This window comes from Variovorax pasteuri (genome assembly GCF_051216435.1).
GTDB lineage: Bacteria > Pseudomonadota > Gammaproteobacteria > Burkholderiales > Burkholderiaceae_C > Variovorax.
Genome location: NZ_JBPJZS010000009.1, coordinates 96,117 through 121,990, shown reverse-complemented (window position 1 = coordinate 121,990; position 25,874 = coordinate 96,117). Strand labels below are relative to the sequence as shown.

The 25,874-nt window shown below is 68.7% G+C and carries 24 protein-coding genes; 3 read left to right on the top strand and 21 right to left on the bottom strand.

Features of this window, described 5'->3' with window-relative positions:
• Positions 1-30: 30 nt before the first annotated feature.
• Positions 31-333, bottom strand: coding sequence for a hypothetical protein (locus ACSFBM_RS27225; RefSeq protein WP_435438859.1), 303 nt, complete (start codon positions 331-333; stop codon positions 31-33).
• A gap of 18 nt (positions 334-351) precedes the next feature.
• On the bottom strand, positions 352-1,587 hold the full coding sequence (locus ACSFBM_RS27220; RefSeq protein WP_435487192.1) for an ammonium transporter: 1,236 nt from the start codon (positions 1,585-1,587) through the stop codon (positions 352-354).
• 417 nt (positions 1,588-2,004) lie between these two features.
• Between ACSFBM_RS27220 and ACSFBM_RS27215 the strand changes: the two genes are divergently transcribed.
• Positions 2,005-2,763 carry a TSUP family transporter gene (locus ACSFBM_RS27215; protein ID WP_435438861.1) on the top strand — a complete coding sequence of 253 codons (759 nt, stop codon included), beginning with the start codon at positions 2,005-2,007 and terminating at the stop codon, positions 2,761-2,763.
• An 89-nt stretch (positions 2,764-2,852) separates the two neighbouring features.
• Here ACSFBM_RS27215 and ACSFBM_RS27210 read toward each other — a convergent pair whose 3' ends face one another.
• The 5 genes from ACSFBM_RS27210 to ACSFBM_RS27190 all read right to left on the bottom strand — a co-directional run bounded on the left by ACSFBM_RS27210 (position 2,853) and on the right by ACSFBM_RS27190 (position 6,286).
• On the bottom strand, positions 2,853-4,364 hold the full coding sequence (locus ACSFBM_RS27210; RefSeq protein ID WP_093127645.1) for a tripartite tricarboxylate transporter permease: 1,512 nt from the start codon (positions 4,362-4,364) through the stop codon (positions 2,853-2,855).
• A gap of 12 nt (positions 4,365-4,376) precedes the next feature.
• Positions 4,377-4,865 carry a tripartite tricarboxylate transporter TctB family protein gene (locus tag ACSFBM_RS27205; RefSeq protein ID WP_435487191.1) on the bottom strand — a complete coding sequence of 163 codons (489 nt, stop codon included), beginning with the start codon at positions 4,863-4,865 and terminating at the stop codon, positions 4,377-4,379.
• 205 nt (positions 4,866-5,070) lie between these two features.
• Entirely contained in the window at positions 5,071-5,481 is a 411-nt protein-coding gene (locus tag ACSFBM_RS27200) for an RNA recognition motif domain-containing protein (protein WP_435438863.1), read from the bottom strand.
• Positions 5,482-5,661: 180 nt separating this feature from the next.
• A complete protein-coding gene (locus ACSFBM_RS27195; protein ID WP_435446788.1) occupies positions 5,662-5,898 on the bottom strand; it encodes a DUF3820 family protein in 237 nt (78 codons plus the stop codon).
• Positions 5,899-5,905: 7 nt separating this feature from the next.
• On the bottom strand, positions 5,906-6,286 hold the full coding sequence (locus ACSFBM_RS27190; RefSeq protein WP_435438865.1) for a translation initiation factor Sui1: 381 nt from the start codon (positions 6,284-6,286) through the stop codon (positions 5,906-5,908).
• 47 nt (positions 6,287-6,333) lie between these two features.
• Between ACSFBM_RS27190 and ACSFBM_RS27185 the strand changes: the two genes are divergently transcribed.
• The gene (locus tag ACSFBM_RS27185) at positions 6,334-7,620 is read left to right on the top strand and encodes a DEAD/DEAH box helicase (protein ID WP_435487190.1); all 1,287 of its coding nucleotides are present in this window, start codon (positions 6,334-6,336) and stop codon (positions 7,618-7,620) included.
• A 12-nt stretch (positions 7,621-7,632) separates the two neighbouring features.
• Here the strand turns inward: ACSFBM_RS27185 and ACSFBM_RS27180 are convergent, their stop codons facing one another.
• The 3 genes from ACSFBM_RS27180 to ACSFBM_RS27170 are packed head-to-tail and all read right to left on the bottom strand — an operon-like array spanning position 7,633 to position 11,793.
• Positions 7,633-9,036: a dipeptidase gene (locus ACSFBM_RS27180; protein WP_435487189.1), complete on the bottom strand. Its 1,404-nt coding sequence runs from the start codon at positions 9,034-9,036 to the stop codon at positions 7,633-7,635.
• Positions 9,037-9,061: 25 nt separating this feature from the next.
• A complete protein-coding gene (locus tag ACSFBM_RS27175) occupies positions 9,062-10,744 on the bottom strand; it encodes a carboxylesterase/lipase family protein (RefSeq protein ID WP_435487188.1) in 1,683 nt (560 codons plus the stop codon).
• Between the two features lie 53 nt (positions 10,745-10,797).
• The gene (locus ACSFBM_RS27170) at positions 10,798-11,793 is read right to left on the bottom strand and encodes a Bug family tripartite tricarboxylate transporter substrate binding protein (RefSeq protein WP_435487187.1); all 996 of its coding nucleotides are present in this window, start codon (positions 11,791-11,793) and stop codon (positions 10,798-10,800) included.
• A 124-nt stretch (positions 11,794-11,917) separates the two neighbouring features.
• Between ACSFBM_RS27170 and ACSFBM_RS27165 the strand changes: the two genes are divergently transcribed.
• Positions 11,918-12,862: a LysR family transcriptional regulator gene (locus tag ACSFBM_RS27165; protein ID WP_435487186.1), complete on the top strand. Its 945-nt coding sequence runs from the start codon at positions 11,918-11,920 to the stop codon at positions 12,860-12,862.
• Here the strand turns inward: ACSFBM_RS27165 and ACSFBM_RS27160 are convergent.
• The 11 genes from ACSFBM_RS27160 to argE form a co-directional block, all read right to left on the bottom strand.
• Complete coding sequence (locus ACSFBM_RS27160) at positions 12,847-13,149, bottom strand: Dabb family protein (protein WP_435487313.1); 303 nt, start codon at positions 13,147-13,149, stop codon at positions 12,847-12,849. The two genes, ACSFBM_RS27165 and ACSFBM_RS27160, sit on opposite strands and share 16 nt — an antisense overlap.
• A 17-nt stretch (positions 13,150-13,166) precedes the next feature.
• Positions 13,167-13,478: a YciI family protein gene (locus tag ACSFBM_RS27155; protein WP_435487185.1), complete on the bottom strand. Its 312-nt coding sequence runs from the start codon at positions 13,476-13,478 to the stop codon at positions 13,167-13,169.
• A gap of 135 nt (positions 13,479-13,613) precedes the next feature.
• On the bottom strand, positions 13,614-14,777 hold the full coding sequence (locus tag ACSFBM_RS27150; RefSeq protein ID WP_435487184.1) for an acyl-CoA dehydrogenase family protein: 1,164 nt from the start codon (positions 14,775-14,777) through the stop codon (positions 13,614-13,616).
• Between the two features lie 10 nt (positions 14,778-14,787).
• Entirely contained in the window at positions 14,788-15,948 is a 1,161-nt protein-coding gene (locus ACSFBM_RS27145) for an acyl-CoA dehydrogenase family protein (RefSeq protein WP_435487183.1), read from the bottom strand.
• Between the two features lie 25 nt (positions 15,949-15,973).
• Positions 15,974-16,885 carry an SDR family oxidoreductase gene (locus ACSFBM_RS27140; RefSeq protein ID WP_435487182.1) on the bottom strand — a complete coding sequence of 304 codons (912 nt, stop codon included), beginning with the start codon at positions 16,883-16,885 and terminating at the stop codon, positions 15,974-15,976.
• 34 nt (positions 16,886-16,919) lie between these two features.
• Positions 16,920-18,809, bottom strand: a complete 1,890-nt coding sequence (locus ACSFBM_RS27135) for an acetyl/propionyl/methylcrotonyl-CoA carboxylase subunit alpha (RefSeq protein ID WP_435487312.1) — start codon at positions 18,807-18,809, stop codon at positions 16,920-16,922.
• Positions 18,810-18,927: 118 nt separating this feature from the next.
• Entirely contained in the window at positions 18,928-20,538 is a 1,611-nt protein-coding gene (locus tag ACSFBM_RS27130) for an acyl-CoA carboxylase subunit beta (RefSeq protein ID WP_435487181.1), read from the bottom strand.
• A gap of 104 nt (positions 20,539-20,642) precedes the next feature.
• Positions 20,643-21,422: an MHYT domain-containing protein gene (locus ACSFBM_RS27125; protein ID WP_435487180.1), complete on the bottom strand. Its 780-nt coding sequence runs from the start codon at positions 21,420-21,422 to the stop codon at positions 20,643-20,645.
• Positions 21,423-21,559: 137 nt separating this feature from the next.
• Complete coding sequence (locus ACSFBM_RS27120; RefSeq protein WP_435487179.1) at positions 21,560-23,251, bottom strand: Vgb family protein; 1,692 nt, start codon at positions 23,249-23,251, stop codon at positions 21,560-21,562.
• Between the two features lie 121 nt (positions 23,252-23,372).
• Entirely contained in the window at positions 23,373-24,605 is a 1,233-nt protein-coding gene (locus ACSFBM_RS27115) for a DUF445 domain-containing protein (RefSeq protein ID WP_435487178.1), read from the bottom strand.
• Positions 24,606-24,652: 47 nt separating this feature from the next.
• The gene (gene argE / locus ACSFBM_RS27110; protein ID WP_435487177.1) at positions 24,653-25,819 is read right to left on the bottom strand and encodes an acetylornithine deacetylase; all 1,167 of its coding nucleotides are present in this window, start codon (positions 25,817-25,819) and stop codon (positions 24,653-24,655) included.
• Between the last annotated feature and the right edge of the window lie 55 nt (positions 25,820-25,874).

The window sequence follows — 25,874 nt, the reverse complement described above, 5'->3', positions numbered from 1 at the left end:
CGGGAATCGGCATCGGGGGGCGCGGTTCGTTCAGCGCAACCCGCCCACGTACCGCGGCGGCGGCGTCGGCGGCTGCCCGTCGGGTTGCCGCGCCGCCAGGCGGGCAGCGCGTGCCAGCGGCTCCATCGCCTGCTCCAGCCGCGTGGCCAGCTGGTCGAGCTCCTCGTCCTTGGTTTCGGCGGCGTGCACGCGCGTCATGCGCACGATCTCGGCGGCGTACTCCGCGTTGGTTGCCATCCACTCGGTGTCGGTCACGCGCCCGTGCTTTCGCCGCAGCGCCACATGAAGGCGGGCGGCGAGGGCGATGCGTTCGCTTTCGGACATGGATGGCATGGTTCCTCCGACGGTGGATCAACTCCCCAGGTGTTCCTTGTGCTGTGCAAGATCGAGGCCCAGCAGCTCGCTGTCGGCGTCGACGCGCAAGCCCACCAGCACATGCACCAGCCAAAGCACCACCGCCGTCCCCGTCGCGCTGTAGATGGCCACGCTCCCCACCGCGATGGCCTGCGTCAGCACGTTGCCCGTGACGCCCGAAATGCGCGCATCGGCGAACACGCCCGTGAGCAGCGCACCCACGATGCCACCGATGCCGTGCACGCCGAACACGTCCAGCGAGTCGTCCGCCCCCAGCAGGTGCTTCAGCCCGGTGGCGCCCCAGTAGCACGCCAGCCCCGCGATGGCGCCGATGGCCAGCGCCGCCAGCGGCGTGACGAAACCGGCCGCCGGCGTGATCGCCACCAGCCCGGCCACCAGGCCCGAGCACAGGCCCAGCAGCGAGGGGCTGCGCCGCACGATCCACTCGCCGATCATCCAGCTCATGGCGCCGGCCGCCGCCGCGATGTGCGTCACCAGCATCGCCAGGCCCGCGCGCCCGTCGGCTGCCACGGCTGAACCTGCATTGAAGCCGAACCAGCCGACCCACAGCAGGCCGGCGCCCATCATGGTCATCGCCAGGCTGTAGGGCTCGAAGGCCTCGCGTCCGTAGCCTTTGCGCGGGCCCAGCGCATAGGCGCAGACCAGCCCCGCGATGCCCGCGTTGACGTGAACCACCGAGCCGCCGGCGAAGTCGAGCGCGCCCATCTGCGCGAGCCAGCCGCCCGGCTCCCACACCCAGTGCGCCACCGGCGCGTACACCAGCACGCTCCACAGCAGCGCGAACCACAGGATGGCCGAGAAGCGCATGCGTTCGACGAAGGCGCCCAGCACCAGGGCGGTGGTGATGATCGCGAAGGTCAGCTGGAACATCGCGTAGACCGACTCGGGCACGTTGGGCGCGACATGGCTCACCGCCACCTGGCCCGCTTCCTTCAGGTACTCGAAGCCCGAGAAGCCCCACCGCCCGAGCCCGCCCAGCCAGGGCCAGCCGGGCGTGAAGGCCAGCGAGTAGCCCAGCGCGAACCAGGTCAGCGAGACCACCGCGGCAATCGCCACCACGGCCGCCATGGTGGCCAGCACGTTCTTGCGGCGCACCATGCCTGCGTAGAAGAGCGCGATGCCGGGCAGCGTCATCAGCAGCACCAGTGCGGTCGAAGTCATCATCCAGGCGGTGTCTGCCGCGTTGATGGAGGCGTGCGTTGCCAAGGCCATGGCCGTTGTCTTCTTCGAGTTGTGGACTGTTGCCTTACGTGCACAAGTCGTGCCACCTTGTTAACTCCTCGACACACTTTGGTTCGCAAATCGTGTTTCAGACGTAAGTCAAAGCGGGTAATTCCTAATGCACTGACGCGGTGCACGCTCTAAAGTCTGCCCACTCGCGAACGGGCCCTGCTCGTACTGCCGAGGGTCCGAGGAGACAACTTCCCGATCAACAAGAAAAATCTTCAAAGGCTCCGTACGAGATGCCTGTTTCGAACTTGAAAGACGCCGCTGGTCGGCGTCTTTTTTTTGCCTGTTCGAAGGGCGCGGCCCGGCCTTTTTTCTCAAGCTGAATGCACCCCATACGCTTGTCATACCTGCGTGTGACGCTACTTTTTTAATAGCATTCCGGGTGAGACAATCGCCGCCATGGAAATGCTGGTGGTCACGGGTGCCTCGCTGCTTGCGGGTTTTGTCGATTCGATCGTGGGCGGAGGCGGGCTGGTCCTGGTGCCGGCGCTGTTCGCCGTGTTTCCGAGCGCACCACCGGCGACCCTGCTGGGCACCAACAAAAGCGCGTCCATTTGGGGCACGGCCGCCGCGGCGGCCCAGTTCAGCCAGCGGGTGCAGATGCGCTGGGGGGCCCTCTGGCCGGCCGCATTGCTCGGCTTCGCCGGCGCGATGCTGGGCGCCTGGGGTGTCACGATGTTTCCCGGCGACTTCCTGCGCCGGGCGCTGCCTGTCATCCTGCTGGGCGTGCTTCTGTACACGCTGGCGCGCAAGGACATGGGCCGGCTGCACGCGCCGCGTTTCACCGGCCGCGCCGAAACGCTGGCGGCCTGCACCATCGGCCTGTCGATCGGGTTCTACGACGGGTTCTTCGGGCCGGGCGCGGGCAGCTTCCTGGTGTTCCTGTTCGTGCGCTGGATGGGCTACGACTTCCTCAACGCCTCGGCCTCCGCCAAGATCATCAACACCCTGACCAACGGCGCCGCGCTGATCCTGCTGGCGGCCAAGGGCCACGTGTGGTGGCACTACGGGCTGGTGATGGCGGTGGCCAACGTCGCCGGCAGCCTGCTGGGCACGCGCGTGGCGCTCAAGCACGGTGCGGGGTTCGTGCGGGGGGTGTTCATCGTGGTGGTGAGCGCGCTGATCCTGAAGACGGCGTACGACGCGTTCCTGAAATGAAAAAGCCCCAGGCGCCAAGCCAGGGGCTTCTTCCAGAAACACCGAGGAACCGGCTTTGCCGGGCCTCAGGTGTTGCCCCGGTGGCGGGCCTATTCTTCGACGAAGGCTTCCTCGCGCTTCGCCTTGATCGCCGGCAGCAGCACGATGCCCAGCAGCATCACCGCGGCCACCAGCAGCCCCGCCGACAGCGGCCGCGTGACGAACACGCTCCATGCACCACGCGACAGCAGCAGGGCGCGCCGCAGGTTCTCTTCCATCATCGGCCCGAGGATGAAGCCCAGCAGCAGCGGTGCGGGTTCCGTCCTGAGCTTGATGAACAGGTAGCCGATGAAGCCGAAGGCCGCCACCATCCACACATCGAAGGTGTTGTTGTTGGTCGAGTACACGCCGATGGCGCAGAACAGCACGATCGCCGGGAACAGGAACTTGTAGGGCACCGTCAGCAGCTTGATCCACATGCCGATCAGCGGCAGGTTCAGGATGATCAGCATCGCGTTGCCGATCCACATCGAGGCGATCAGGCCCCAGAACAGCTCGGGGTTGCTGGTCATCACCTGCGGGCCGGGCTGGATGTTGTGGATCGTCATGGCGCCCACCATCAGCGCCATCACCGCGTTGGGCGGAATGCCCAGCGTGAGCAGCGGAATGAAGGAAGTCTGCGCGCCGGCGTTGTTGGCCGACTCGGGCGACGCCACGCCGCGGATGTTGCCCTTGCCGAACGGGACTTCGCCAGGGCGCATCTTGATCTTCTTCTCCAGGGCATACGAGGCGAACGAGGCCAGCAGCGCGCCGCCGCCGGGCAGGATGCCCAGGGCCGAACCCAGCGCCGTGCCGCGCAGCACCGCGGGCGTCATGCGCTTGAAGTCTTCCTTGGTGGGCCACAGGCCCTTCACCTTGTGCGTGAACACCTCGCGCTCGTCGTCGGGCTGCGAGAGGTTGCCGATGATTTCGCCGTAGCCGAACACGCCCATGGCGATCACCACGAAGCCGATGCCGTCGGTCAGTTCAGGAATGTCGAAGCTGTAGCGCGCCACGCCCGAGTTGACGTCGGTGCCCACGATGCCCAGCAGCAGGCCCAGCACGATCATGGCCACCGCCTTGATCAGCGAACCCGACGCCAGCACCACCGCGCCGATCAGGCCCAGCGTCATCAGCGAGAAGTACTCGGCCGGGCCGAACTTGAAGGCCAGCTCGGTCAGCGGCGGTGCGAAGGCCGCCAGGATCAGCGTGCCCACGCAGCCCGCGAAGAACGAGCCCAGGCCGGCCGCGGCCAGCGCGGGGCCCGCGCGGCCCTGCCTTGCCATCTGGTAGCCGTCGATGCAGGTGACCACCGAGGACGACTCCCCGGGCAGGTTCACCAGAATGGCCGTCGTGGAGCCGCCGTACTGCGCGCCGTAATAGATGCCGGCCAGCATGATGAGCGCCGACACGGGCGGCAGCGCATAGGTAGCAGGCAGCAGCATCGCGATGGTCGCGACCGGCCCGATGCCGGGCAGCACGCCGATCAGCGTGCCCAGAATGCAGCCCAGCAGGCAATACAGCAGGTTGGTGAAGGTGAAGGCAACGCCGAAACCGATGGAAAGGTTGTGGATCAGGTCCATGGTGCGTGCTCCTCAGCCCGAAATGAAAGTGGGCCAGACCTGGATCTGGAGCTTGAGCGCCCAGATGAAGGCCACGTAGCTGCCGGCGGCCAGGATGGTCGACAGGATCAGCACGTCGCGCAGCTTGAAGTGCTCGCCCGCCATGCTCGAGATGATCGTGAGGGCGTAGATCGCGATGATCATCCCCATGGCCGGCAGCCCGATGCTGGGCAGCCCGCCCAGCAGCACGCCGAAGGCGAGGTTGGCGCCGAGCACGAAGGCCAGGGGCTTCCAGGCCCACTTGCCGATCGGGTCGCCGTCGGTGGTTTCGACCACCAGCGCCTGGAACATGATGATGGCGCCCAGAAAGGCCAGCAGGATGCCCAGCATCAGCGGGAAGTACCCCGGCCCCATGCGGGCGCCGTCGCCGATGGTGTAGGTCGTGGCGCCTATCGCGAAGGCCCCTCCCACGCTGGTGAACATGACTCCTGAAAAGAAGTCCGCCTGACTCTTGATGCGCATGTCTCGCCCCTCTTGTTTTGAAGGAGTGAGCGTCGTTCTGCGCGGCTGACCGTTGGCTGACCGCGAGGGTACGGACAAATGCTTACCGGGTTTCTATGAGGGCGACCTGACCGCGGGCACGGAAGGGCGCGGTAGAAACGAAAAAAGCTCCCGAAGGAGCTTTTTTCATTCAGAGAGCCGGAGCTCTCGGACGTGCAGGGAGGGCTTAGTAGCCGCCGCGGCCACCGCCGCCGCCGCCGTAACCGCCGCCACCACCGCTGCGGCCACCGCCGCCGCCGCCGTAACCGCCGCCACCACCACCGCCGTAGCCGCCACCGCCGCCACCACCGCCGTAGCCGCCGCCACCACCGGTGCGGGGGGGACGAGCTTCCATCGGACGGGCTTCGTTCACCGTCAGGGCACGGCCCTGGAGCGAATGGCCGTTCATGGCTTCAACAGCTGCGAGTGCTTCAGCATCCGTGCCCATTTCGACAAAGCCGAAGCCCTTCGAACGACCGGTGTCGCGTTCCATCATGACCTTGGCGCTGACGATCGAGCCGAACTCGCCGAAAGCCTGTTCCAGGTCGTTGTCACGCACGGAGTAGGCGAGGTTGCCTACGTAGAGTTTCTTGCCCATTGAGGGACTCCTAATTCAAACCAACAAAACAAAGCGATGGAGTCCCAGAATCACAACAAACAAGTGCGCTGTGGCGCGAAACTGACCGATCACCGAATTACGTGCACGGGAGACAAGTCTCACAGACACGTAAGCCGGATTATCCAGCGTGAATTGCAAAAAGAGTGGGAAATTCGTGTGTTATTGCGAAACAGTCCGACCCGGCGGGCGATTTCGCAACGGTTTCAGGAGGTCCGAAAGCCCGTTATGGTCGATCTCATGCATCAGGGCGAGCAAACGGCCGATGTCGCCCGAGGGAAAACCCTCACGTGCAAACCAATTCAGGTAATTTCCAGGCAAATCGGCGATCAGCGTGCCCTTGTGCTTGCCGAAAGGCATCGGGAGGCTCACCAGGCGTTGCAGGTCTTCGGGCTTCATCGGGTGCTCAGCCTCCCGCGCGCTTGACGGTGTGGCCCTGCTTCACGAGGGCGGCGATCACCGTCTCGCGGTGGTCGCCCTGGATTTCGATCACGCCGTCCTTCACCGTGCCGCCCGAGCCGCAGGCCGTCTTGAGCTGCTTGCCGAGCGCCGCGAGGCCTTCGGCGTCCAGCGCCACGCCCTTGACGACGGTCACGCCCTTGCCTTTGCGCCCCTTGGTCTCGTGCGATACACGCACAATGCCGTCGGTGGCCGGCGCGCGCGCGTTGAGTTCCTTGCAGCGGCACCGGGCCACGGGCTCGCCGCAGTCGGGGCACATGCGCCCGCCCGCCTCGGTGGAGTACACCAGGGCGCTGCCGGTCTGATTGCGCTGTTTCATCGTCGACATTCGCTACGTCTCTCTTCTCTCTCGGGTTTTTCTCTCTGTCTGTTCACATGCCATTCGTTTCACTGGGCCTGGCCCCCGCGCTCGTTCAGGCTGCCGCCGAAAGCGGTTATGCCGCGCCGACCGCCATCCAGGCCGCGGCCATCCCCGCGATTCTGCAGGGCCGCGACGTGCGGGGCTCGGCGCAGACCGGCTCCGGCAAGACCGCCGCATTTTCCCTGCCCTTGCTGCAGCGCCTGAGTGCGCAGCGCGTGGACGGCCCGCGCCGCGTGCGCGCCCTGGTGCTCGTGCCCACGCGCGAACTCGCGGCCCAGGTCGGCGAGACCATGCGCAGCCTGGCGCAGCACCTGCCCGAACGGCTGAAGATCGTCGTCGCCTTCGGCGGCGTGTCGATCAACCCGCAGATGATGGGCCTGCGCGGCGGCGCCGACATCGTCATCGCCACTCCGGGCCGGCTGCTCGACCTGGTCGAGCACAACGCGCTCAAGCTGAATGCCGTGTCGACGCTGGTGCTCGACGAGGCCGACCGCCTGTTCGACCTCGGCTTTGCCGAGGAGCTCGGCCGAATCCTCGCGCTGCTGCCCGCGCAGCGCCAGAACCTGCTGTTCTCCGCCACCTTCCCGGCCGCCATCCAGACGCTGGCCGACGGCATGCTGCGCGAGCCCGCCGTCATCGACGTACAGGGCGAACCGGGCACCGAGCCCAATATCGTGCAGCGCGTGATCGAGGTCGACGCCATCCGCCGCACGCAGTTGCTGCGCCACCTGCTCAAGCAGCACGAAGGCGAATGGGACCGCGTGCTGGTCTTCGTCGCCACGCAGCACGCGGCGCAGATCGTGGCTGAGAAGCTCTACAAGAACGGCATCTACGCGGTGCCATTCCACGGCGACATCGCGCAAGGCACGCGCACCGACATCCTGTCGCAGTTCAAGGAGAGCCGCTGGGACGTGGTGATCGCCACCGACCTCGCGGCGCGCGGCATCGACATCGCGCAGCTGCCCGTGGTCATCAACTACGACCTGCCGCGTTCGCCCACCGACTACATCCACCGCATCGGCCGCACCGGGCGCGCGGGAGAGAGCGGGCTGGCGATCAGCTTCGTGAGCGCGTCGACCGAGGCGCACTTCCGCCTGATCGAGAAGCGCCAGGGCCTGAGCCTGCCGCGCGAGCGCGTCGAAGGCTTCGAGCCGACCGAAGCGGCCCTGCCGGTGACCGATGCGTCGGGCACGGGCGGCGTGAAGGGGGCGCGGCCGAGCAAGAAGGACAAGCTGCGGGCGGCGGCGAAGGCCGCGCAGGGTGGTAACGACAACGACGGCGGAAACGACGCCGGGCACTGAGCCTGACGCGCATCAGTCCTGCGCTGCGTGGAACGACGCCGGCGCATGCTTCGCCAGCTCCGCCAGCAGCAGCGTCCACCCGCGCGTGCCTTCGCCGATGGACTTCAACCTGAAGAACTCGTTCGGCGCGTGCACGTCTTCGTCTGGCAGGTTGAAGCCGAACATCAACGTGTCGATGCCCAGCATCTCTTTGAAGATCGCCGTCACCGGTACGCTCGCGCCCAGGCGCACGTGAATGGGCCGGCGTCCGGTCTCGCATTCGAGCACCGCCTCGGCCGCGCGCACCAGCGGATGGCCCGCGGCGAGCGTCGATGCGGGCGACCCATCGTTCATCGCCACCACGTCGAGCGTGCAGCCCGCGGGGCAATGCCGTTGCAGGTGGTGCAGCACCGCGCGGATCATGCCGGCCGGGTCCTGCCCCACGACCACGCGCGTCGTCAGCTTGGCCTGCGCCTCGCAGGGCACGATGGTCTTGCCGCCGTCGCCGGTGTAACCGCCCCACAGGCCGTTGATGTCCAGCGCAGGCCGCAGCGTGACGCGTTCACGCGCCGTGTAGCCCGGCTCGCCATGCGAGCTGCCGCCGACGTCCGAGAAGAACGCCGCCTCGTCGTACGGAAACGCCGCGGTGTCGGCGCGCTGGCGCTCGGTCGGCGGCAAGGCGCCGTCGTGGAAGCCATCGACCGCCACGCTGCCGTCCGCATGGTGCAGCGAGGCGACCAGCCGCGCCATCTCATGCAGCGCGTTGCGCACGCTGCCGCCATAGCGGCCCGAGTGCAGGTCCTTGTGCGCGGTGCGCAGCCGCACCTCGAGTTGCGCATTGCCGCGTGCGCCTGTGTTGATGGTGGGCACCTCGGCGCTCGCGCGCCCGCCGTCCGCCGACAGCACCGCGTCAGCTTGCAGCAACTGCCGATGCCGCTCGATGAGGGGCCGAAGCGACGGGCTGCCTGTCTCTTCCTCGCCCTCCAGGAACACCTTGATGTTCACCGGGCATGCGCCCTGCACCGCGAGGAACGCGGCGATCACTTCCAGCGCGATGGTGGTCGAGCCCTTCACGTCGGACGTGCCGCGCCCGTAGAGCCGGCCGTCCACCTCCGTCGGCTCGAAGGGCGACGTGCGCCACTGTTCGATGGGGTCGACGGGCTGCACGTCGTAGTGGCCGTAGACCATCAGCGTGGGCTTGCCCGGCGCGCCGTTCCATTCGCCATACACGGCGGGTTCGCCGCCGCCGTCGAGCAGCCGCACGTTGGCCAGGCCGATGTTTTCCAGCCGCTCGACGAGAAAGCGCCGCGCGTCGTGCATGCCCTGCGCGAAGGCCGGGTCGGCGCTCACGCTCGGAATGCGCAGGAAGGCTTTGAGCCAGTCCACGATCTTGGGTTGCCGGGCGTGGAGGTAGTCGATGACGTGCTGCTCGTTCATGAAGAAATCTGTTCGGGTTCGTGGGTCAGTACAGCGGCGGGAACACGGCGGGTCCCCACAGCGTGTCGCACTTGTGCGTGTGCTCGAAGGCGTTGCTCGAGGTCTTGACGGCGGGGTAGCTGAAGTCGATCAGCGCGCGGTCCGACGGCCCCGTGAAGCGCGGCCAGCGCGAGGCGACGTTGCGCCCGTCGCCGTTCGGGTCGCCGTTCTTCGCGAAGTTGAGCAGGTACGCAACCATCTGCGCCGACAACGCCTTGCGCTGCGCCGTGGTGGCCGCGTCGGGCGTGGCGCTGCCGGGGTCGAAGTACGGGTAGCTGGGCAGCGCATCGACCGTGCCGGTGAAGTAGTAGCTGTCCATGCCGTGCGCGGTGCCGTAGTAGAAGCGCTTGGGGCTTGGCGGAAACGAGAGCTGCGGGTCGTTCAGTTCCCAGCCGTACACCGGCACCCAGGCCGACAGCGCATCGCGCCGGGCGCTGTTGCCGCACGCGTACAGCGCGTCGCCCATGGCCCGCGCGAAGCCCTGCGCGGGCACCGCGTAGTTGCCAACCGGGTACGCGGCCTCGATGGCCGTGGTGTCGTAGCCTGCCGGTGCAAGGCCGCGCAGGTACAGCGGGTAGTTGTCGGTGCTCAGCTGCGTGTCGACGAACAGCGTGCCCTCGTCGTACACGCCGCCGATCATCACGGGCACCTGGTTGAAGTTGCCGCTCTGGAAGGCGCGCGCGGGCACCTGCGTGATGATTTGTGCGTCCACCGTGGGCCGCCACTTGAGCCCGCCCTGGCCTAGCAGCGCCGACACGGGCAGCGCGCGCAGGCAAGCGACCACGTCGGTTGCGGTGCTGCAGCCGAGGTTCTTCACCGCCGTGTCGCCGACGGCCAGCGAGGTGTCCATGCTCGGGTTCGAGTACTCGGCCGAGCCGCCGCTCTGCATCACCGCGCGCTGGAACAGCCCCCTGGCCTTGGGCGACTGCAGCAGCGAGAAGCTCTGCGTCGCGCCCGCCGAGGTGCCCCACAGCGTGACGTTGCCCGCGTCGCCGCCGAAGGCCGCGATGTTCTTCTGCACCCAGCCGAGCGCGGCCAGTTGGTCCATCACCGCGAAGTTGCCGAGACTGCCGTCCTTGTTGGCCGCGCGCAGTGCCTGGTTGGCGAGGTAGCCGAGCGCGCCCAGTCGGTAGTTCAGGCTGACAACGATCACGCCGCGGCTGGCCAGCGGGCTCGGGCCCATCTCGCCCGAGCCCAGCGTGAAGGCGCCACCGTGGATGTAGAAGAGCACCGGCAGCTTGTCGTTGGGCTTGGTGCCCGCGGGCTTCCACACGTTCAGGTAGAGGCAGTCTTCGGCAATCGGCGACGACACCGCGCCTGACGCCTGCGGGCAGGCGTTGCCGAAGGTCTTGGCGAGCAGCGTGTCGGCATGCGCGGCCGGCGGCCGCGGTGGCGCCCAGCGCAACGCGCCCACCGGTGCCTGCGCGTAGGGAATGCCGAGGAAGGACACCGCATCGGCGCCGGCCGTGCCCGCGACCTGGCCTTCGGTGGTCATGGCGAGCGTGAGGTCCTGCGCGGGTGGTGGCGCCGCTGCCGGGGCGGGCGCCGGTGCCGCGGGTGGCGGCAGCGCAAGGCCGCCGAACCCCGTGGTGCCCCCGCCTCCACCGCCGCAAGCGGAGAGCGACAGCGCGAGCGCGAGCGCCATGCCATGGATGTGTCCAGTCTTCATGAATGCGTCTCCTCGAACGGAATCGAATGGAAATGGAAGGAAGCGAACCGGCGTCAGGGCGACTCGTAGCCGATGGTCTTGACCAGCTCGCGGTAGCGCGCGGCCTCGTTCGCGTAGAACTTTTCGCCCACCTCCAGGCTCATCGGCTCGAAGACCGTCTTGGCCTGCGACTCCAGCTGCGCGCGCGCATGCGGGTTCTTCAGCGCTGCTGCAATCGCGGCGTTCAGCCGCTCGGCCACTGGCTGTGGCGTGCCCTTGCGCACCATGTACGAGGTCCAGATGCCGAAGTCGAACTCCTTCATCTCCTTGCTCTGCGCGCTGGTCTGCAGCGTGTCGAAGGGCGCGGGCAGGCGCTTGCCCGGCGAGAGCGAGCCGACGAGGCGCAGGCGGCCCTGGTTCACGTAGTCCACATAGAAGGCCTGGTAGGGCATGAACGCGAAGTCGATCTGCCCGCCGAGCAAGTCCTGGATGATCGGCGCGCCGCCTTTGTAGGGCACGTGCGTGAGTGCCGCGCCAGTGCGCTTGGTGAAGAGCTCGCCCAGCAGGTGGTACAGCGTGCCCGCGCCCGGCGTGCCGTAGCTCAAGGGGGCGTCTTTGCGGGTGCGCGCCAGCGCCACGAACTCGTCGAGCGTGTGCACCGGCAGCTTGCTGTTGACCACCAGCACCAGCGGCGAGGTCGCCACCGGCGCGATCCACTGGAAGTCTTCGGGCTTGTAGCGCGTGCTCCTGTTCACCAGCCCCGACAGGATCAGTTCGTTGGGCGAGCCCTGGAACAGGTAGTGGCCGTCGGCCGGCGCGGCGAGCACCTTGGCCGCGGCGATGGCGCCGGTCGCGCCGCCGATGTTCTCCACGATCACCGGGCCGCCGAGCGCCTTGGCGAGGGGCTCGCTCAGCGCCCGCGCTGTGAAGTCGCTGGCCGCGCCGGCCGGGTAGGGAACCAACAGCGTGACCACCTTCGAGGGGAAGGTGGCCGTCTGCGCCTGCGCCGTCCCTGTCGTTGCGCAGCCTAGAAAAGCGAGCGCGCAGAGCCATCGAGCGAACCGTTTCATGGGGAATTCCTGGGTCTTGAGTGGTATGCGCTGGATGCTAGGAATCGTTCTTTCATCCGTCCAATGCATTGTTTTTGTCATTACCATGCGCACTACTCATGCATACGACAACTCGCCGCCCGCCATGAACCTCCAGCAACTCGACCATCTGCTCGCGCTCGCGGAAACCGGCTCCTTCAGCCGTGCTTCAGAGAAGGTGCACCTCACGCAGCCGGCGCTCAGCCGAAGCATTCAGATGCTCGAGCAGGAACTGGGCATGCAGCTCGTTGACCGCATTGGCAAGCGCAACGAGCTCACACCCTTCGGCGCGATGGTGCTGGCGCGCGCCAAGCGCATCTCCACGGAAGCGCACGAACTCAAGCGCGCCGCCGCGCTGCTGGCCGACGGACAGGCGGGCTCGGTGAGGCTGGGGCTCGGCGCGGCGCCCGGCGCGTTGTTCTCGGGGCCCTTGCTGATCGAGATGCTGCGCAACCATCCACGCGTGGGCCTGCAGCTGCACGGCGGCAGCCCTGAGCTTCAGCTGGCGGCGCTGCGTGCGCGCACGCTCGACGCGCTGGTGCTCACCTACCGTGCGGTGCCGCCGCGCGAAGACCTGCACATCGAGGTGCTTCCGACCATGCGTTCGGGCTTCGTCTGCCGGCGCGACCATCCGCTGCTCGAGCAGGGTCGCCGCAAGCCCGTGCGCTTCGACGCGCTCACGCGCTACCCGGTGATCTCGACGATGGTCAGCGACGACGTGGCACGCACGCTGGTGGCGCGCTACGGCAGCGACGCCAGCCCGCAGCGCTGGCTGCACGTGTCATCGGAAGACATCGGCGCGCTGATCGGCGCTGTGCGCAACACCGACGCCATCTTGCTGGGCGTACTGGCGGCCACGCGTGCGCTGCAGGACAGCGGCGAGCTGGCCGAGTTGAAGGTGCATCCCGCGGCGGGGCTGAGCGCGCAGTTCGCTTTCGTCACGCTCGAAGGCCGCACCGAGGCGCCAGCGCTGCAACTGGTGCGCAGCTTCTGCGTGGCGCAGGCGCGCTCCGGCGCCGGTCGACCCGCCTCGGATCAACCTGCCGTGTAGTCCACCTGGTGCCGCGCAATGCGCAGCTCGCCCAGCTCTTCGCGAATGCGCAGGTGCGCGGGGTGCGTGGCGTAGCCGTCGAGCGCGGCCTGGCTGTCGAACTCGCTGTAGAGCACCACGTCGCAGGCGTAGCCCACGCCGCTTGAATCGACGCCCACTTCCAGGTGCCGCAGGCCCGGCACCTGCCCGCGCAGCGACTCGAACTTGCGCTTGAGCAGCTGGCAGGCCTGCGCCTTTTCTTCCGGCGTGTCGCCGCGCAGGTTCCACATCACGATGTGCTTGACCATGGAGGCAGCGCGCTCGCTCATTCGGCCGGCGCAAAGCCGGCCTTCTGCGGCCACAGGTTGGTGAAGGCCAGGACCGAGCTCGAATTGCTGGCATAGAGCCCGGCGCGCGTGAAAGGCTCGTTCGCCTGCCATTGCTCGGCAGCCGCGCGGCTGACGAATTCGATGGCCAGCAGGCTGCCCACCATCGTCTTTCCGTCGTCGGCCAGCAGCGGGCCGGCGAAGGCCATGCGGTCGGCCACCTGCGCCAGGTAGGCCTTGTGCTCCGGGCGCACCGCGGTGCGCAACGCGGCCGAACCGGGTTTGTCGAGAAGATGGAAGACGAAGATCACACGGGGCTCCTGCTGTGGGTGGCCGCTCGATGCTAAGCAGGCGCGGCGCAGAACGCCATGCACCGGCAGCCTCGCCGGTGAAGAACAGTTTTCCGCTGGCGTGCGATCGGTCTGCGGTGCGCCCGGCCTGGCCGCTCACCAGCCCATCTGCCTGGCCGCCAGCTCCTTCATGATCTCCTCCGCCCCGCCGCCGATCATCATGACCTTCACCTCGCGGTAGATGCGCTCGCTGACGGTGCCGCGCATGAAGCCCATGCCGCCCAGGATCTGCACCGCCTGGTCGGCGCAGAACTGCATGGTCTGCGTCGCGTGGTTCTTCAGCATGCAGATCTGCGCCACCCACTCGGGCGCATTGAAGCGGCCGGCCGCCTCGAGCGCATCGCCCTCGGCCGACACGGCCTCGATCCATGCTTCGGTGGAGGCGATGCGCATCTGCATGTCCACCAGCTTGTGGCGCACGGCCTGGTGTTCGATGAGCGCGGTGCCGAAGGTCTTGCGCTCACGCGACCAGGCCAGTGCTTCGTCGAGGCAGGCCTGCGCGAAGCCGAGCGCCCCGGCGGCCAGCCCGATGCGCTCGCCGTTGAAGTTGCCCATGACCATGCGGAAGCCCGCGCCTTCGTCCCCCAGCAGGTAGCGCGCCGGCACGCGCACGTTGTCGAAGTGCAGCGTGGCGGTGTCGGAGCACAGCCAGCCCATCTTCGCCAGGCGCGTGCGCGAGAGGCCCGGCGTGTCGCCCGGCACCAGCAGCATCGAGATGCCGCCCGCGCCGCGGCCTTCGCCGGTGCGCACGGCCACGGTGATCCAGTCGGCGCGCATGCCCGAGGTGATGAAGGTCTTCTCGCCGTTCACGACGTAGTCGTTGCCCTCGCGCCGTGCGGTGGTGCGCAGCGCCGCCACGTCGGAGCCGCCGCCGGGCTCGGTGATGGCCAAGGCCGCGATCTTCTCGCCGCGCAGCACCGGCGGCACCACCTCCCGGCGCACCGCCTCGCTGCCGTGCAGCACCACGGGCGGCAGGCCGATGTTGTGCGAGAACAGGCTGGCGAGCACACCGCCGCTGCGTCCATGGCGCGCGAGCGCGATCCATGCAGGCAGCTTCAGCGAATACGAGGCGGGCGTGCCGCCCAGTTCCTCGGGATAGCTCAGGCCCAGCAAGCCGAGCTCGGCGGCGCGCGTGTAGAGCGCGCGCGGAAACTCGCCCGCGTCGTCCCATGCCTGCACGTGCGGCGCGATCTCGGTTTCGGCGAAACGCCGCACCGTGTCGGCGAGCGCGGCGCGGTCGGCTTGCAGTTCGGCGTTCATGGCCGCGTCTTCAAACGCGCGGCGCCCGCTTGGCGATGCCCATGGTCTTTGCGAGGATGCCCAGCATCACCTCGTCCGCGCCGCCGCCGATGGAGCCCAGCCGCCCGTCGCGGTACAGGCGCGACACGCGGTTTTCCAGGGTGAAGCCCATGCCGCCCCAGAACTGCAGGCAGGTGTCGGCCACCTGCCGCGTGAGGCGCCCGGTCTTGAGCTTGGCCATCGAGGCGAGCTCCAGCACGTCCTCGCCCTGCACATGCAGGTCGCAGGCGCGGTAGGCGAGGGCACGCAGGGCTTCGACTTCGGTCTTCAGCTCGGCCAGCTTGAACTGCACCCACTGCTGGTCGGCCAGCGTGCCGCCGAACATCTGGCGCTGCTGCGCCCATTCGATGGTCTGGGCGATGCAGTCTTCCATCGCTTCGAGCGAGCTCGCCGCGGCCCACAGCCGCTCTTCCTGGAACTGCTGCATCTGGTAGATGAAGCCCTGGCCCTCCTCGCCGACGCGGTAGCGCTGCGGCACGCGCACGTTGTCGAAGTAGATGAGCCCGGTGTCGCTCGAGTTCATGCCGATCTTGCGGATCTTCTTCGCCTTCTCGATGCCGGGGCTGTCCATCGGCACCATGACGAGCGACTTGTTGCGGTGCACCGGTCCGTCGCCGGTGTTGACCAGCATGCACATCCAGTCGGCCTGCAGGCTGTTGGTGATCCACATCTTCTGGCCGCTGATGAGGTAGTCGTCGCCGTCCTTGCGCGCATGGCTCTTCAGGCCCGCCACGTCGCTGCCCGCGCCGGGCTCGCTCACGCCGATGCAGCCGACCATGTCGCCCGCGATGGCGGGCGCCAGGAACTCGCGGCGCAGTTCGTCGCTGCCGAAGCGCGCGAGCGCGGGCGTGCACATGTCGGTCTGCACGCCGATGGCCATGGGCACGCCGCCGCAGCTGACGTGGCCGAGCGCCTCTGCCATGGCCATGGCGTACGAGTAGTCGAGCCCGCCGCCGCCGAAGGCCTCGGGCTTGTTCAGGCCCAGCAGGCCCAGGTTGCCGAGCTTCTTGAAGACCTCGTGCGCGGGGAATATTTCGGCGGCTTCCCATTCGTCCACGTGCGGATTGATCTCTTCGTCGATGAAGCGGCGCAGGGTCTTCTGGATCTCGAGGTGCTCGTGCGTGTACTGCATGGGGTTGTCTCCGTTCGTTCTTTCTTCACTTGTCCTGCGCGTCCTGGAACACACGCGGCGTCTGCGCCAGGTGGAAGCCGTCGAAGGGCTTCACCGCGCCGCGCTGCCGCGCCTGGGCATCGGGTAGTTCCATCGGCCAGCCCATGCGCACCTGCGGCCGCGCGCCGTCCACGCGCAGCACGGTGCCGCTGATGAAGCTGGCCGCGGGGCACAGCAGGAAGGCGATGGCGGCGGAGGTCTCGGCCTCGGTGCCGAAGCGGCCCGCGGGCAGGGTCTTGCGCATGGCGCGCAGCATGTCGCCGGCCTCGGGCGGGTAGTGGTCCATGCCGCTCGATGCGATATAGCCCGGCGCCACCGCGTTCACGCGCACGCCGCTCACGGCCCATTCGGCGGCGGCCGTCTCGGTGAAGCTCACCATGCCGGCGCGCGCCGCGCCGCTGTGGCCCATGTTTGGCATGGAGCCCCAGATGTCGGCCACGATGTTGACGATGGCGCCGCCGTGCGCCTGCATGCTTTGCACATAGCACTCGCGGGCCACCAGGAAGCCGCCCGTGAGGTTGGTGTGGATCACCGCCTCCCAGCCCTTGGCCGAGATGGCGGCCAGCGGCGTGATGTACTGGCCGCCCGCGTTGTTGACGAGCCCGTCGATGCGGCCCTGCGCGGCGACGACGGCGCCGATGGCCGCGCGCACCGCGTCTTCCTGGCGGATGTCGAAGGCCTGCGTGCTGGCATGGCCGCCGGCGGCCTCGATCTCGGCTCTCACCGCGTCGAGTTTTTCCTGTTTGCGGCCCACCAGCACCACGTGCGCGCCCAGCGCCGCGAGTTCGTGCGCGGTGCAGCGGCCGATGCCGGAGCCGCCGCCGGTGACGACGATGACCTGCCCGTCGAACAGGCCGGGGGTGAAGACGGAGCGGTAGCGGGAAGAAGAGGCGTTCATGCGAAGGACTTTCGGAAACTTGTCTTGCGGTGCGTCATGCGCCGACGACCTCGGCCACCACATGCCGCGCGGCCACCTGCGCGCCGACCGCGACGTGCAGCGCGACGCGTCCGGCGCGCGGTGCGCAGTGCACGTGCTCCATCTTCATCGCCTCCAGCGTGACGAGCGGCTGGCCCGCGGCGACCGCATCGCCTTCGGCCACCAGCAGCGCGATGACGCGGCCGTTCATGGAAGCGCGCAGCAGGCCGTCGCGGCCGGCATCTGCGGCGCGTGCCACGGCCACGTGCGTGAGGTTGTCGAGCCGGAACGCGCGGCCACGGAAATGGAAGAAGACGCGGCCGGCCTCGCGCACCACCAGCGCCTGCTCGGCCAGTCCGCCGCACGAAAAGCGCAGCGTGCCGTCGTCCTGCAAGGCCACCAGCGCGATCTGCGCGGGCGCCTGGTCGTCCAGCACCACATCGAAGGCGCCCTTGCCGCGCGGCGTCACTCGGGCCGTGTGCACCGCGCCGTCGAGCGCAAAGCGCAAGGCATTGGGCAGCGTGTGCGCCAGCGGCGACGGCCAGCCGCGCTCGCCGAGTTGCAACAGCAGGGCCGCGAGCAGCGCGGCCTGCGTGTCGGCCGGGGCATCGGGCGCGAGCAACGCGCGCGAGTGATCTGCAATGAAGGCCGTCGTCGCCGCGCCGCTGGCGAACACTTCGTGCGACAGCGCGCGCTGCAGCAGTGGCTGGTTGGTCGCGATGCCGAGCGCCACCGTGTCCTGCAGGCCCGCAATGAGCCGGTGCCTGGCTTCCTCGCGCGTGCGGCCGTGCGCCACCAGCTTGGCGATCATCGAGTCGTAGAAGGGCGGCACGGCCGCGCCGTCGCGCAGCGCGTGTTCCGTGCGCAGCGCGGGCGAAGGCCGCCACGCCGCGAGCGTGCCGCTCTGCGGCATGAAGCCCTGGTTCGGGTCTTCGGCGCACAGGCGCACTTCGATCGCCTGGCCGGTGATGCGCACGTCCTGCTGCGCCAGTGGCAGCGGTTCGCCGGCGGCCACGCGCAACTGCAACTCGACCAGGTCGAGCCCGGTCACGGCCTCGGTCACCGGGTGCTCCACCTGCAGCCGCGTGTTCATTTCCATGAACCAGTACTGGCCTTCGGCATCGAGCAAGAATTCAAGCGTGCCCGCGCCTTCGTAGGCAATGGCCTTCGCCGCCGCCACGGCCGTGGCACCCATGCGCTCGCGCAAGGCCTCGGACACCGCGGGCGAGGGCGCTTCCTCGATCACCTTCTGGTGCCTGCGCTGCACCGAGCAGTCGCGCTCGCCCAGGTGAATGGCGTGGCCGTGCCGGTCGGCGAACACCTGGATCTCGATGTGACGCGGCGCGACGATGGCGCGCTCCAGGATGACGGTCGCGTCGCCGAAGGCGTTGAGCGCTTCCGACTGCGCGCTGCGCAGCAGTTCGTCGAACTGCGCGGCAGATGCCACGAGCCGCATGCCGCGCCCACCGCCGCCGGCCGTGGCCTTGATCATCACGGGCCAGCCGATGCGCGCGGCTTCGGCGGCCAGCCGCTCCGTGCCCTGGTCGTCTCCCTGGTAGCCCGGAATGCACGGCACGCCCGCGGCCTGCATCAGGCGCTTGGCGCCGGCCTTGTCGCCCATGGCGCGAATCGCCTCGGGCGACGGTCCGATGAAGACCAGGCCCGCGTCGCGGCAGGCCTGCGCGAACTCGGCGTTCTCCGCGAGGAAGCCGTAGCCCGGGTGCACCGCGTCCGCGCCGCTGGTGCGTGCGGCCCCGACGACGGCGGCGATGTTCAGGTAGCTCTGCGCGGGCAGCGACTCGCCGATCCACACGGCCTGGTCGGCCTGGCGCACGTGTTCGGCGTCGGCGTCCGCGCTGGAATACACGGCCACGGTGCGGTAGCCCATCGCGCGCGCCGTGCGCATCACGCGAACTGCGATTTCTCCGCGGTTCGCAATCAGGATCTTGTGAAAGGCACTCACTGAAAAACCTCCGTGCTGCGCGCTGCGGTGCGAGCTTGCCTGGGGCGGCCCGGCGCTTCGCTCATGGCCGCGCCACCGAAAACTGCATGGCTTGCGGCACGCGCGCATCGGCATCGCGGCAGACCGACAGCACCTCGGCCAGCACGGCACGCGTGTCGCGCGGGTCGATCACGCCGTCGTCCAGCAGCAGCGCGCTGGTGGTGAACACGCTCATCTGCCGGTCGAAGCGCTCGACGATCTGCTGCTGCATGGCGTCGATCTTCGCGTGGTCGACCGCGCCTTTGCGTGCCATGCCGGCCTCCATCACGATGGCCATGGTCCTGGCGGCCTGCTCGCCGCCCATCACCGCGGTGCGCGCGTTGGGCCAGCTGAAGCAGAAGCGCGGCGCAAAGCCGCGCCCGCACATGCCGTAGTTGCCCGCCCCGTAGGAGGCGCCGCAGTGCAGCGTGATCTGCGGCACCGTGGCGCTGGTCACGGCCTGGATCATCTTGGCGCCGTGCTTGATGATGCCGGCCTCCTCGTGCGCGCGGCCCACCATGTAGCCGGTGATGTTCTGCAGGTAGACGATGGGCGTGCGCGACTGGCAGCAGGCCTGGATGAAGTGCGTGGCCTTGGTCGCGCCGTCGGAGTCGATGGGGCCGTTGTTGGTGATGAGGCCCACCGCGTGCCCTTCGAGCCGGATGTGGCCGCAGACGGTGGCGCTGCCGTAGTGTTCGCTGAACTCGAGGAACTCGGAGCCGTCGGCGATGCGCGCGATGACCTCGCGCATGTCCACCGGCCGCCGGCCGTCGCTGGGCATGAGGCCCAGCAGATCGTCGGCGTCGTGGCGCGGCGGCGCGAAGGGGCGCGGCTTGTCTTCGCGCGCCCAGTCGATGCCGCCGAGGATGGAGCGCGCGATGCGGATGGCGTCTCGGTCGTCTTCGGCCAGGTAGTCGCCCAGCCCGGAGATGTGCGTGTGCATCACCGCGCCGCCCAGTTCTTCTTCGGTCGCGATCTCGCCGGTGGCGGCCTTCAGCAGCGGCGGCCCGGCCAGAAAGGCCCGCGTGCGGTCGCGCACCATGACGATGTAGTCGGACAGGCCGGTCTGGTAGGCCCCCCCCGCGGTCGATGAGCCGTGCGTCACCGTCACCACCGGCAGCCCGGCGGCCGACAGGCGCGCCAGGTTGCGAAAGATGCCGCCGCCGCGCACGAAGTCCTGCACGCGGTATTGCATGAGGTTGGCGCCCGCGCTTTCCACCAGCTGCACGTAGGGCAGCTTGTTTTCGAGCGCGATCTCCTGCACGCGCAGCTGCTTGTCCAGGCCCATGGGCTGCAGCGCGCCGGCGTCGATGCCCGAGTCGGACGCGCTCACCATGCAGCGCACGCCCGACACCCGGCCGATGCCTGCGATCACGCCGCCGCCGGGCACGCTCTTGGACAGGTCGGGGTTGTCCTGGCCCAGCCCGGCGAGCGAGGCCAGCGGGAGAAAGGGCGCGCCGGTGTCCAGCAGCAGCGCGATGCGCTCGCGCGGCAGCAACTGGCCGCGCTTGGCAAAGCGCTCGGCCGATGCGCCGGACGCCGCCGCGGCGCGGGCCTCGTGCGCGCGCACCTCGCCGAGCAGCGCGAGCATGCCGGTGCGGTTGGCCTGAAAGGTGTCGCTGGCCGCGTGCAGCCGGGATTCGATGACGGGCATGGGGTCTGTACGGATCGTTGTTGTCGCTCTGTACGGACTTTAGGAGGGGCCCGCTGCCCCTGCTTGCGCCAACTAGCTGGTGGGCGCTCCAGGGCGCCGGTGCGTCAGTGGGCCGTGGGCCGCCGCACGCCGGCCGCCGGTGTCGTGTCGAGGCTGCTGCCGGTGACCACCCAGTAGATGAAGATCAGCACCGCGCCGGCCGTGCCGAACACGATGAGGCCCATCGAACTGCCGCCGATGGCCAGCGCGTCGACCGGCGCGGCGGCGGTGCAGACCATGCGGGCGGCACTCATGCCCACGTAGTGCATGGTGCACACGGCCACGCCCATCACGGCGGCGGCCGCCGCCTTGTGGGAGAACTTGCGCAGGTTGAACGCCAGCCACAGCGCGGCAGCGGCGGCGCTGACGGCAATGACCACCGACAGCGCGACCCACGCCACGTCGAAGTCCATCTCGGCGCGCATGTTCATTGCGAACATGCCCATGTAGTGCATCACGCACGCGCCGGCCCCGGCGAGCAGGCTGCCGCCCAGCCAGCCCGACTTGCTGAACCGGTGCCGGCCGCCGGCCATGTACAGCGCAATGCCGGAGATGAGCACGGCCGCCACCAGCGACACCGCCGTGAGCGGCACGTTGTACGAAATGGCCACCGGCAGCCGGTACGCCAGCATGCCGATGAAGTGCATCGACCAGATGCCGATGCCGCCCAGCGCCACCGCGGCGCAGGCCACGACGGCAAGGTCGGGCCTGCCGTCCGCGCCGACCATGCGCCCGGCGCATATGAGCGCCACCAGCGAGCCGGCGAACGAGATGAAGAAGGAGAGCGCCACCATGCCCAGGGAATATTCGGGCAATAGCAGCTGGCCTGCGACGAGCGGAGTCATGCGTGTTCCTTTCGATGAAAGAAAGGACGGCTCGCGAACCCCCGAAAGCGGAATGGGACCGGGACGCCGCGAGACGTCCCGGTCAGTTTGTAATGTTTGTTTTAAAAAGTAAACGGGTAATTACACTTCTTGTTACGCTACCTTACGGCGCGAATCCGATAGATCGCATTGTTGCGGTCGGCCGCCATGTAGATGGTGCCGTCGCGCCCCACGGCCACGCCGGTCACCACGTACGGCGGCGGCAGCCCGGGGCCGGGCGCGAGGCCGATCGGCAGGTTCTCGGCCACGGTGCGGCGGCTGCCGTCGGCCGGGTCGATCTCCACCAGCCGGCGCGCCGCGCTCTCGGCCACGATGAAGCTGCCCCAGGGCGTTTGCGCCACGCCTTCGGGCAGCGCCAGCCCGTCGGCCACGGTGCGCAGCGGCGCGCTGGCGTCCAGCGGAATGCGCAGCAGCTTGCCGGCCGCCTCGGTCACGTAGAGCGCGCCGTCCTGCCCGATGACCATCTGCACCGGCCCGTTCAGGCCGCTGGCAATGACCGACTTCCGGGCGAACTTCGGCCCGCTGGCGCGCGTGATGCTGCCGGTGGCGATTTCGGCGTAGATCACGCTGCCGTCGGGCATGGGAATGGCGTCGAACGGCGCCTTCAGGCCGTGGATGGTTTCCACGGTCTTCAGCGTCTGGCGGTCCACCAGCTGCACCGTGCCGGTGAACCACGAGGTCAGCGCGAACAGCCTGGGCGACAGGCCGACCGCGAACGGGTAGTCGAGCTCGGGCTCGCGCTGCATGCGGAACACGTCGCGCACCTCGCCCGTGCGCACGTCGACCTGTCGGAAGCCGAACACGTCGGCCACCCACAGGTCGTTGCCGTCGATCTTCATGCCGGCCGGCACCGCCACCTTGCCGCTGGTGAGCGTGCGCAGGTCCCCGGTGGCGGGGTTGAAGGCCAGCACCTCGTTGTTGGCCATGTTCGACACGTAGATCGTGCCGTCCGGTGCAATGGCGAGGTTGTCCAGCGAAGGCCGCAGTTGCCTGGCGACAGTCTTCTTGCCGCTTGCAAGATCGACCCGCACCAGCTCGCCGCTGCGCGCATCGGCCACCCAGAGGTTGCCCTTGCCGTCCAGGTTGGCGGCGGCCGGGATCTTGAAGCCGTCGGCAATCACGGTCATGTCGCCGTTCGCGGGGTCTATCTTCACGACCTGCCCCTTGAACCACAGCGGCCCGTAGAGCAGGCCGTCGGGCCCGACCTCGAAGCCGTTGAAGCCGCCCATGTCCTTCTTGATGAGCCGTGGCGGCTTCTGGCCCGTGCGGTCGATTTCCCAGAGCGCGTCGCCCAGGAACACCTGCGAGGCATAGAGCTTGCCGCTGCGGCGGTCGAAGTCCAGCGAGTTCAGGCCGGGCAGGTCCTTGGCGAGCACCTGCAGCGCGGCGGTGTCGTTCTCGCGGTAGCGCAGCATGCCCATGAGGTAGTTGGTCCAGGCCAGCTCGCCCCGGGGGCCCACCGCGATGTCGTCGGCCTGGCCTTCGGGCGCGTCGACCAGCACCTTGGCCGCGCCGGTGGTGCGGTCGACCTCCCACAGCATGTTGCCCAGCACCGAGCCCGCCAGCAGGCGGCCCTTGGCGTCGATGGCCAGGCCGTGCACGCCGGCGAAGGCGGAAGGCGCGACCAGCGCTTCGGGTGCGGCCCACGACACGGGCCGTGCAGGCCGGGTGGTGAGCGGCTCGGCGGACGAGGTGAAGGAAGGCGGGGCCAGCGTGCTGCAGGCGCCCAGCAGGGCCAAGGTGGCGGCCAGCGCGGCGGCGCGAAAAACGCCGGACGAACGACGGGGCATGGGTTTGTCTCCTCTTGTGATGGCGCGAGCAGTCTAGGAGGCCGCCGGGGCCGCGGAGTCTCTCCGGGGACACGGTGCGGACTTTCGTCCGCTGGGGCTTACCCGCCCGGGGGAATCGCGCTCAGCCGCGCAGCAGCTGCGTGACCGTGTGGATCAGCAGCCCCACCAGCCCGCCCACCAGCGTGCCGTTGATGCGGATGAACTGCAGGTCGCGCCCGATGTGGCGCTCGAGTTCGACGGTCATTTCCTGCGCGTTCCACTCGCCCACGCGCTCCTCGATGTAGCGGCGGATGTCCTCTCGGTAGCGCTCGATGGCCAGCGGCGCGGCGGCCTCGATCTGCTCGTTGATCCAGCGGCGAATGGCCTCGTCGCCCTGCAGCCGCGTGCCCAGCGCGCCGGCCATCGACGCGATGCGCTGGCGGATGGTCGAGTCGTGGCGGCCCAGGTCGTCGTGCAGCCACGCCAGCAGCTCGCCCCAGAGGCCGTGCAGGTAGTCGCCCAGGGCAGGGTGCGCGATGAGCTCGGCGCGAATCTGCTCGCCGCGCCGCTGGAATTCGGGGTCCAGCTTCAGGCGCACCACGAAGTCGTCGACGAAGTGGTCGAAGCGCTTGCGCATCGGGTGGTCGGGCTCGGCCGCCAGCTCGCCGAGGGTGTGCGCCACGGCCGCCACGATCTTGCGCGTGGCCAGCTTGGCCGCCACCTGGTCCAGGCCCACGTAGCGCAGCGTCTTGATCTCGCGCGCGATGGCCTCGGTGATGTGCGCCTGCAGTTCGTCGCCCTCGAGCAGGCCGGCCACCTGCTGCAGCACGTCGTCGAGCAGCGCCTGGTGGCGCCCGCCGGCCGTGAGCGCATCCAGCGCTTGGCCGGTCAGGCGCGAGAGGTCGATCTTCTCCAGGCCCGCCGCCGCGGCGCGGCCCATGAAGGCGCGCACCCGTTCGTCGTCGAAGGCCGTCAGGCCGTAGCGCGCGGCGGCCACGCCCCATTCGCCCAGCTTCTCTCCGCTGGCCGGGCGGGCCAGCCAGTCGGCGATGCGCCCGGCCGCGTCGAACTGGCGCACCTTGCCCAGCACCTGCGCGGTGCTCAGGAAGTTGTCGCAGATGAAGCCCGCGAGCTTGGCGCCGATGCGGTCCTTGTTGCTGGGGATGATGGCCGTGTGCGGAATCTTCAGGCCCAGCGGATGGCGAAACAGCGCCACCACCGCGAACCAGTCGGCAATGGCGCCGACCATCGCGGCCTCGGCGAAGGCCGCCACATAGCCCGGGGACACCCAGGCCGGGTGCTGCGCATGCAGCACGCTGGCCACCGCATAGAGCAGCGCGGCACCGCACAGCAGGCCGAGCGCGACGCGCTTCATGCGCCGCAGCGCGTCGCCTGCGCCACTGTCGCCGGTGTCAGCCAATATCAGCCGATGGTGGGCGAGGTGGCCAGCCGTTCCATGAACAGCTCGCAGCGCGCCAGCTGCTCCAGGCTCACGAACTCGTCGGGCTGGTGCGCCTGCTCGATGCTGCCGGGGCCGCACACCACGGTGGGGATGCCGGCGTTCTTGAACAGGCCCGCTTCGGTGCCGAAAGCCACCAGCGTGGTGCGGTCCTCGCCCGCCAGGCGCTGGGCCAGCAGGGTGATGGGGTCGCTGGCCGAGCCCAGGAAGCTCGGAATTTCGCAGATGGTCTCGAACTGGAAGCCGGCGTCCTTGGCCACCTTCTTCATCGAAGGCTCCAGGCCGCCGGCGTAGGCCACCACGTCGGCCTGCATGCGCCTGGCGTCGGCGGTGGGCAGGTCGCGGAATTCATAGCGGAATTCGGCGTCGCGCGGCACCACGTTGTCGGCGATGCCGCCGTGGAACTGGCCCACGCTCGCGGTGCTGAAGGGCACGTCGAAGCCCTCGTAGCGCGGCTCGCTGCGCTCGAAGTCCTCGGCCATGTCGCGCACCTTGCCGATCACGCGGGCGGCCATCTCGATGGCATTCACCGACTTGGGCGTGAGCGACGAATGCGCCTCCTTGCCGCGCACGCAGCACTTGTAGCGGTACACGCCCTTGTGGGCGATGGCCGGCACCATGCTGGTGGGCTCGCCCACGATGCAGGCCAGCGGCCTGATGCCCGCGTCGCGCATGTCGGCAATGAGCTCCTTCACGCCGAAGCAGCCGATCTCTTCCTCGTAGCTGAACGCGAAGTGCACCGCGAAGGGCGAGTCGCTTTCCAGGAAGCGGTGGGCATTGGCCAGCGCAATGGCGATGAAGCTCTTCATGTCGGCCGAGCCGCGGCCGTAGAGGCGCTCGTTCTGCACCACGGCGGAGAGCGGGTCGACGCTCCAGTCCTGGCCGTCCCAGGGCACCGTGTCGGTGTGGCCCGAGACGATCACGCCAGCCGGCTTGCCTTCGCCCAGCGTGGCGAACAGGTTGGCCTTGGTGCGTTCGGCGTTGTAGGTGATGCGGCTCTTCACGCCCAGGGCGGCCAGATGGCTCTGGGCGAAGTCGATCAATTGGAGGTTGCTGTTGGCGCTGACGGTGTTCATGCGAACCAGCGTCTGGGCCAGCAGAAGGCTTTGGGGGGAAAGCGTATGGAGCATGCAACACATTCTCCCGGAAGTCGGCGCGCCGCGCCGGGAGGGGTCGATGCTGTCA

Excerpts from the sequence above, each read along its gene's own strand:
- ACSFBM_RS27215 (WP_435438861.1), top strand. The coding sequence starts at position 2,005 with ATGGAAATGCTGGTGGTCACGGGTGCCTCGCTGCTTGCGGGTTTTGTC.
- ACSFBM_RS27115 (WP_435487178.1), bottom strand. The coding sequence starts at position 24,605 with ATGAAGCGCGTCGCGCTCGGCCTGCTGTGCGGTGCCGCGCTGCTCTAT.
- ACSFBM_RS27160 (WP_435487313.1), bottom strand. The coding sequence starts at position 13,149 with ATGGTCAAGCACATCGTGATGTGGAACCTGCGCGGCGACACGCCGGAA.
- ACSFBM_RS27185 (WP_435487190.1), top strand. The coding sequence starts at position 6,334 with ATGCCATTCGTTTCACTGGGCCTGGCCCCCGCGCTCGTTCAGGCTGCC.
- ACSFBM_RS27120 (WP_435487179.1), bottom strand. The coding sequence starts at position 23,251 with ATGCCCCGTCGTTCGTCCGGCGTTTTTCGCGCCGCCGCGCTGGCCGCC.
- ACSFBM_RS27150 (WP_435487184.1), bottom strand. The coding sequence starts at position 14,777 with ATGAACGCCGAACTGCAAGCCGACCGCGCCGCGCTCGCCGACACGGTG.
- ACSFBM_RS27140 (WP_435487182.1), bottom strand. The coding sequence starts at position 16,885 with ATGAACGCCTCTTCTTCCCGCTACCGCTCCGTCTTCACCCCCGGCCTG.
- ACSFBM_RS27205 (WP_435487191.1), bottom strand. The coding sequence starts at position 4,865 with ATGCGCATCAAGAGTCAGGCGGACTTCTTTTCAGGAGTCATGTTCACC.
- ACSFBM_RS27220 (WP_435487192.1), bottom strand. The coding sequence starts at position 1,587 with ATGGCCTTGGCAACGCACGCCTCCATCAACGCGGCAGACACCGCCTGG.
- ACSFBM_RS27175 (WP_435487188.1), bottom strand. The coding sequence starts at position 10,744 with ATGAAGACTGGACACATCCATGGCATGGCGCTCGCGCTCGCGCTGTCG.
- ACSFBM_RS27210 (WP_093127645.1), bottom strand. The coding sequence starts at position 4,364 with ATGGACCTGATCCACAACCTTTCCATCGGTTTCGGCGTTGCCTTCACC.
- ACSFBM_RS27135 (WP_435487312.1), bottom strand. The coding sequence starts at position 18,809 with ATGCGCACGGCGCGCGCGATGGGCTACCGCACCGTGGCCGTGTATTCC.
- ACSFBM_RS27145 (WP_435487183.1), bottom strand. The coding sequence starts at position 15,948 with ATGCAGTACACGCACGAGCACCTCGAGATCCAGAAGACCCTGCGCCGC.
- ACSFBM_RS27200 (WP_435438863.1), bottom strand. The coding sequence starts at position 5,481 with ATGGGCAAGAAACTCTACGTAGGCAACCTCGCCTACTCCGTGCGTGAC.
- ACSFBM_RS27225 (WP_435438859.1), bottom strand. The coding sequence starts at position 333 with ATGCCATCCATGTCCGAAAGCGAACGCATCGCCCTCGCCGCCCGCCTT.
- ACSFBM_RS27195 (WP_435446788.1), bottom strand. The coding sequence starts at position 5,898 with ATGAAGCCCGAAGACCTGCAACGCCTGGTGAGCCTCCCGATGCCTTTC.
- ACSFBM_RS27165 (WP_435487186.1), top strand. The coding sequence starts at position 11,918 with ATGAACCTCCAGCAACTCGACCATCTGCTCGCGCTCGCGGAAACCGGC.
- ACSFBM_RS27180 (WP_435487189.1), bottom strand. The coding sequence starts at position 9,036 with ATGAACGAGCAGCACGTCATCGACTACCTCCACGCCCGGCAACCCAAG.
- ACSFBM_RS27170 (WP_435487187.1), bottom strand. The coding sequence starts at position 11,793 with ATGAAACGGTTCGCTCGATGGCTCTGCGCGCTCGCTTTTCTAGGCTGC.
- ACSFBM_RS27130 (WP_435487181.1), bottom strand. The coding sequence starts at position 20,538 with ATGCCCGTCATCGAATCCCGGCTGCACGCGGCCAGCGACACCTTTCAG.
- ACSFBM_RS27125 (WP_435487180.1), bottom strand. The coding sequence starts at position 21,422 with ATGACTCCGCTCGTCGCAGGCCAGCTGCTATTGCCCGAATATTCCCTG.
- ACSFBM_RS27190 (WP_435438865.1), bottom strand. The coding sequence starts at position 6,286 with ATGTCGACGATGAAACAGCGCAATCAGACCGGCAGCGCCCTGGTGTAC.
- argE (WP_435487177.1), bottom strand. The coding sequence starts at position 25,819 with ATGCTCCATACGCTTTCCCCCCAAAGCCTTCTGCTGGCCCAGACGCTG.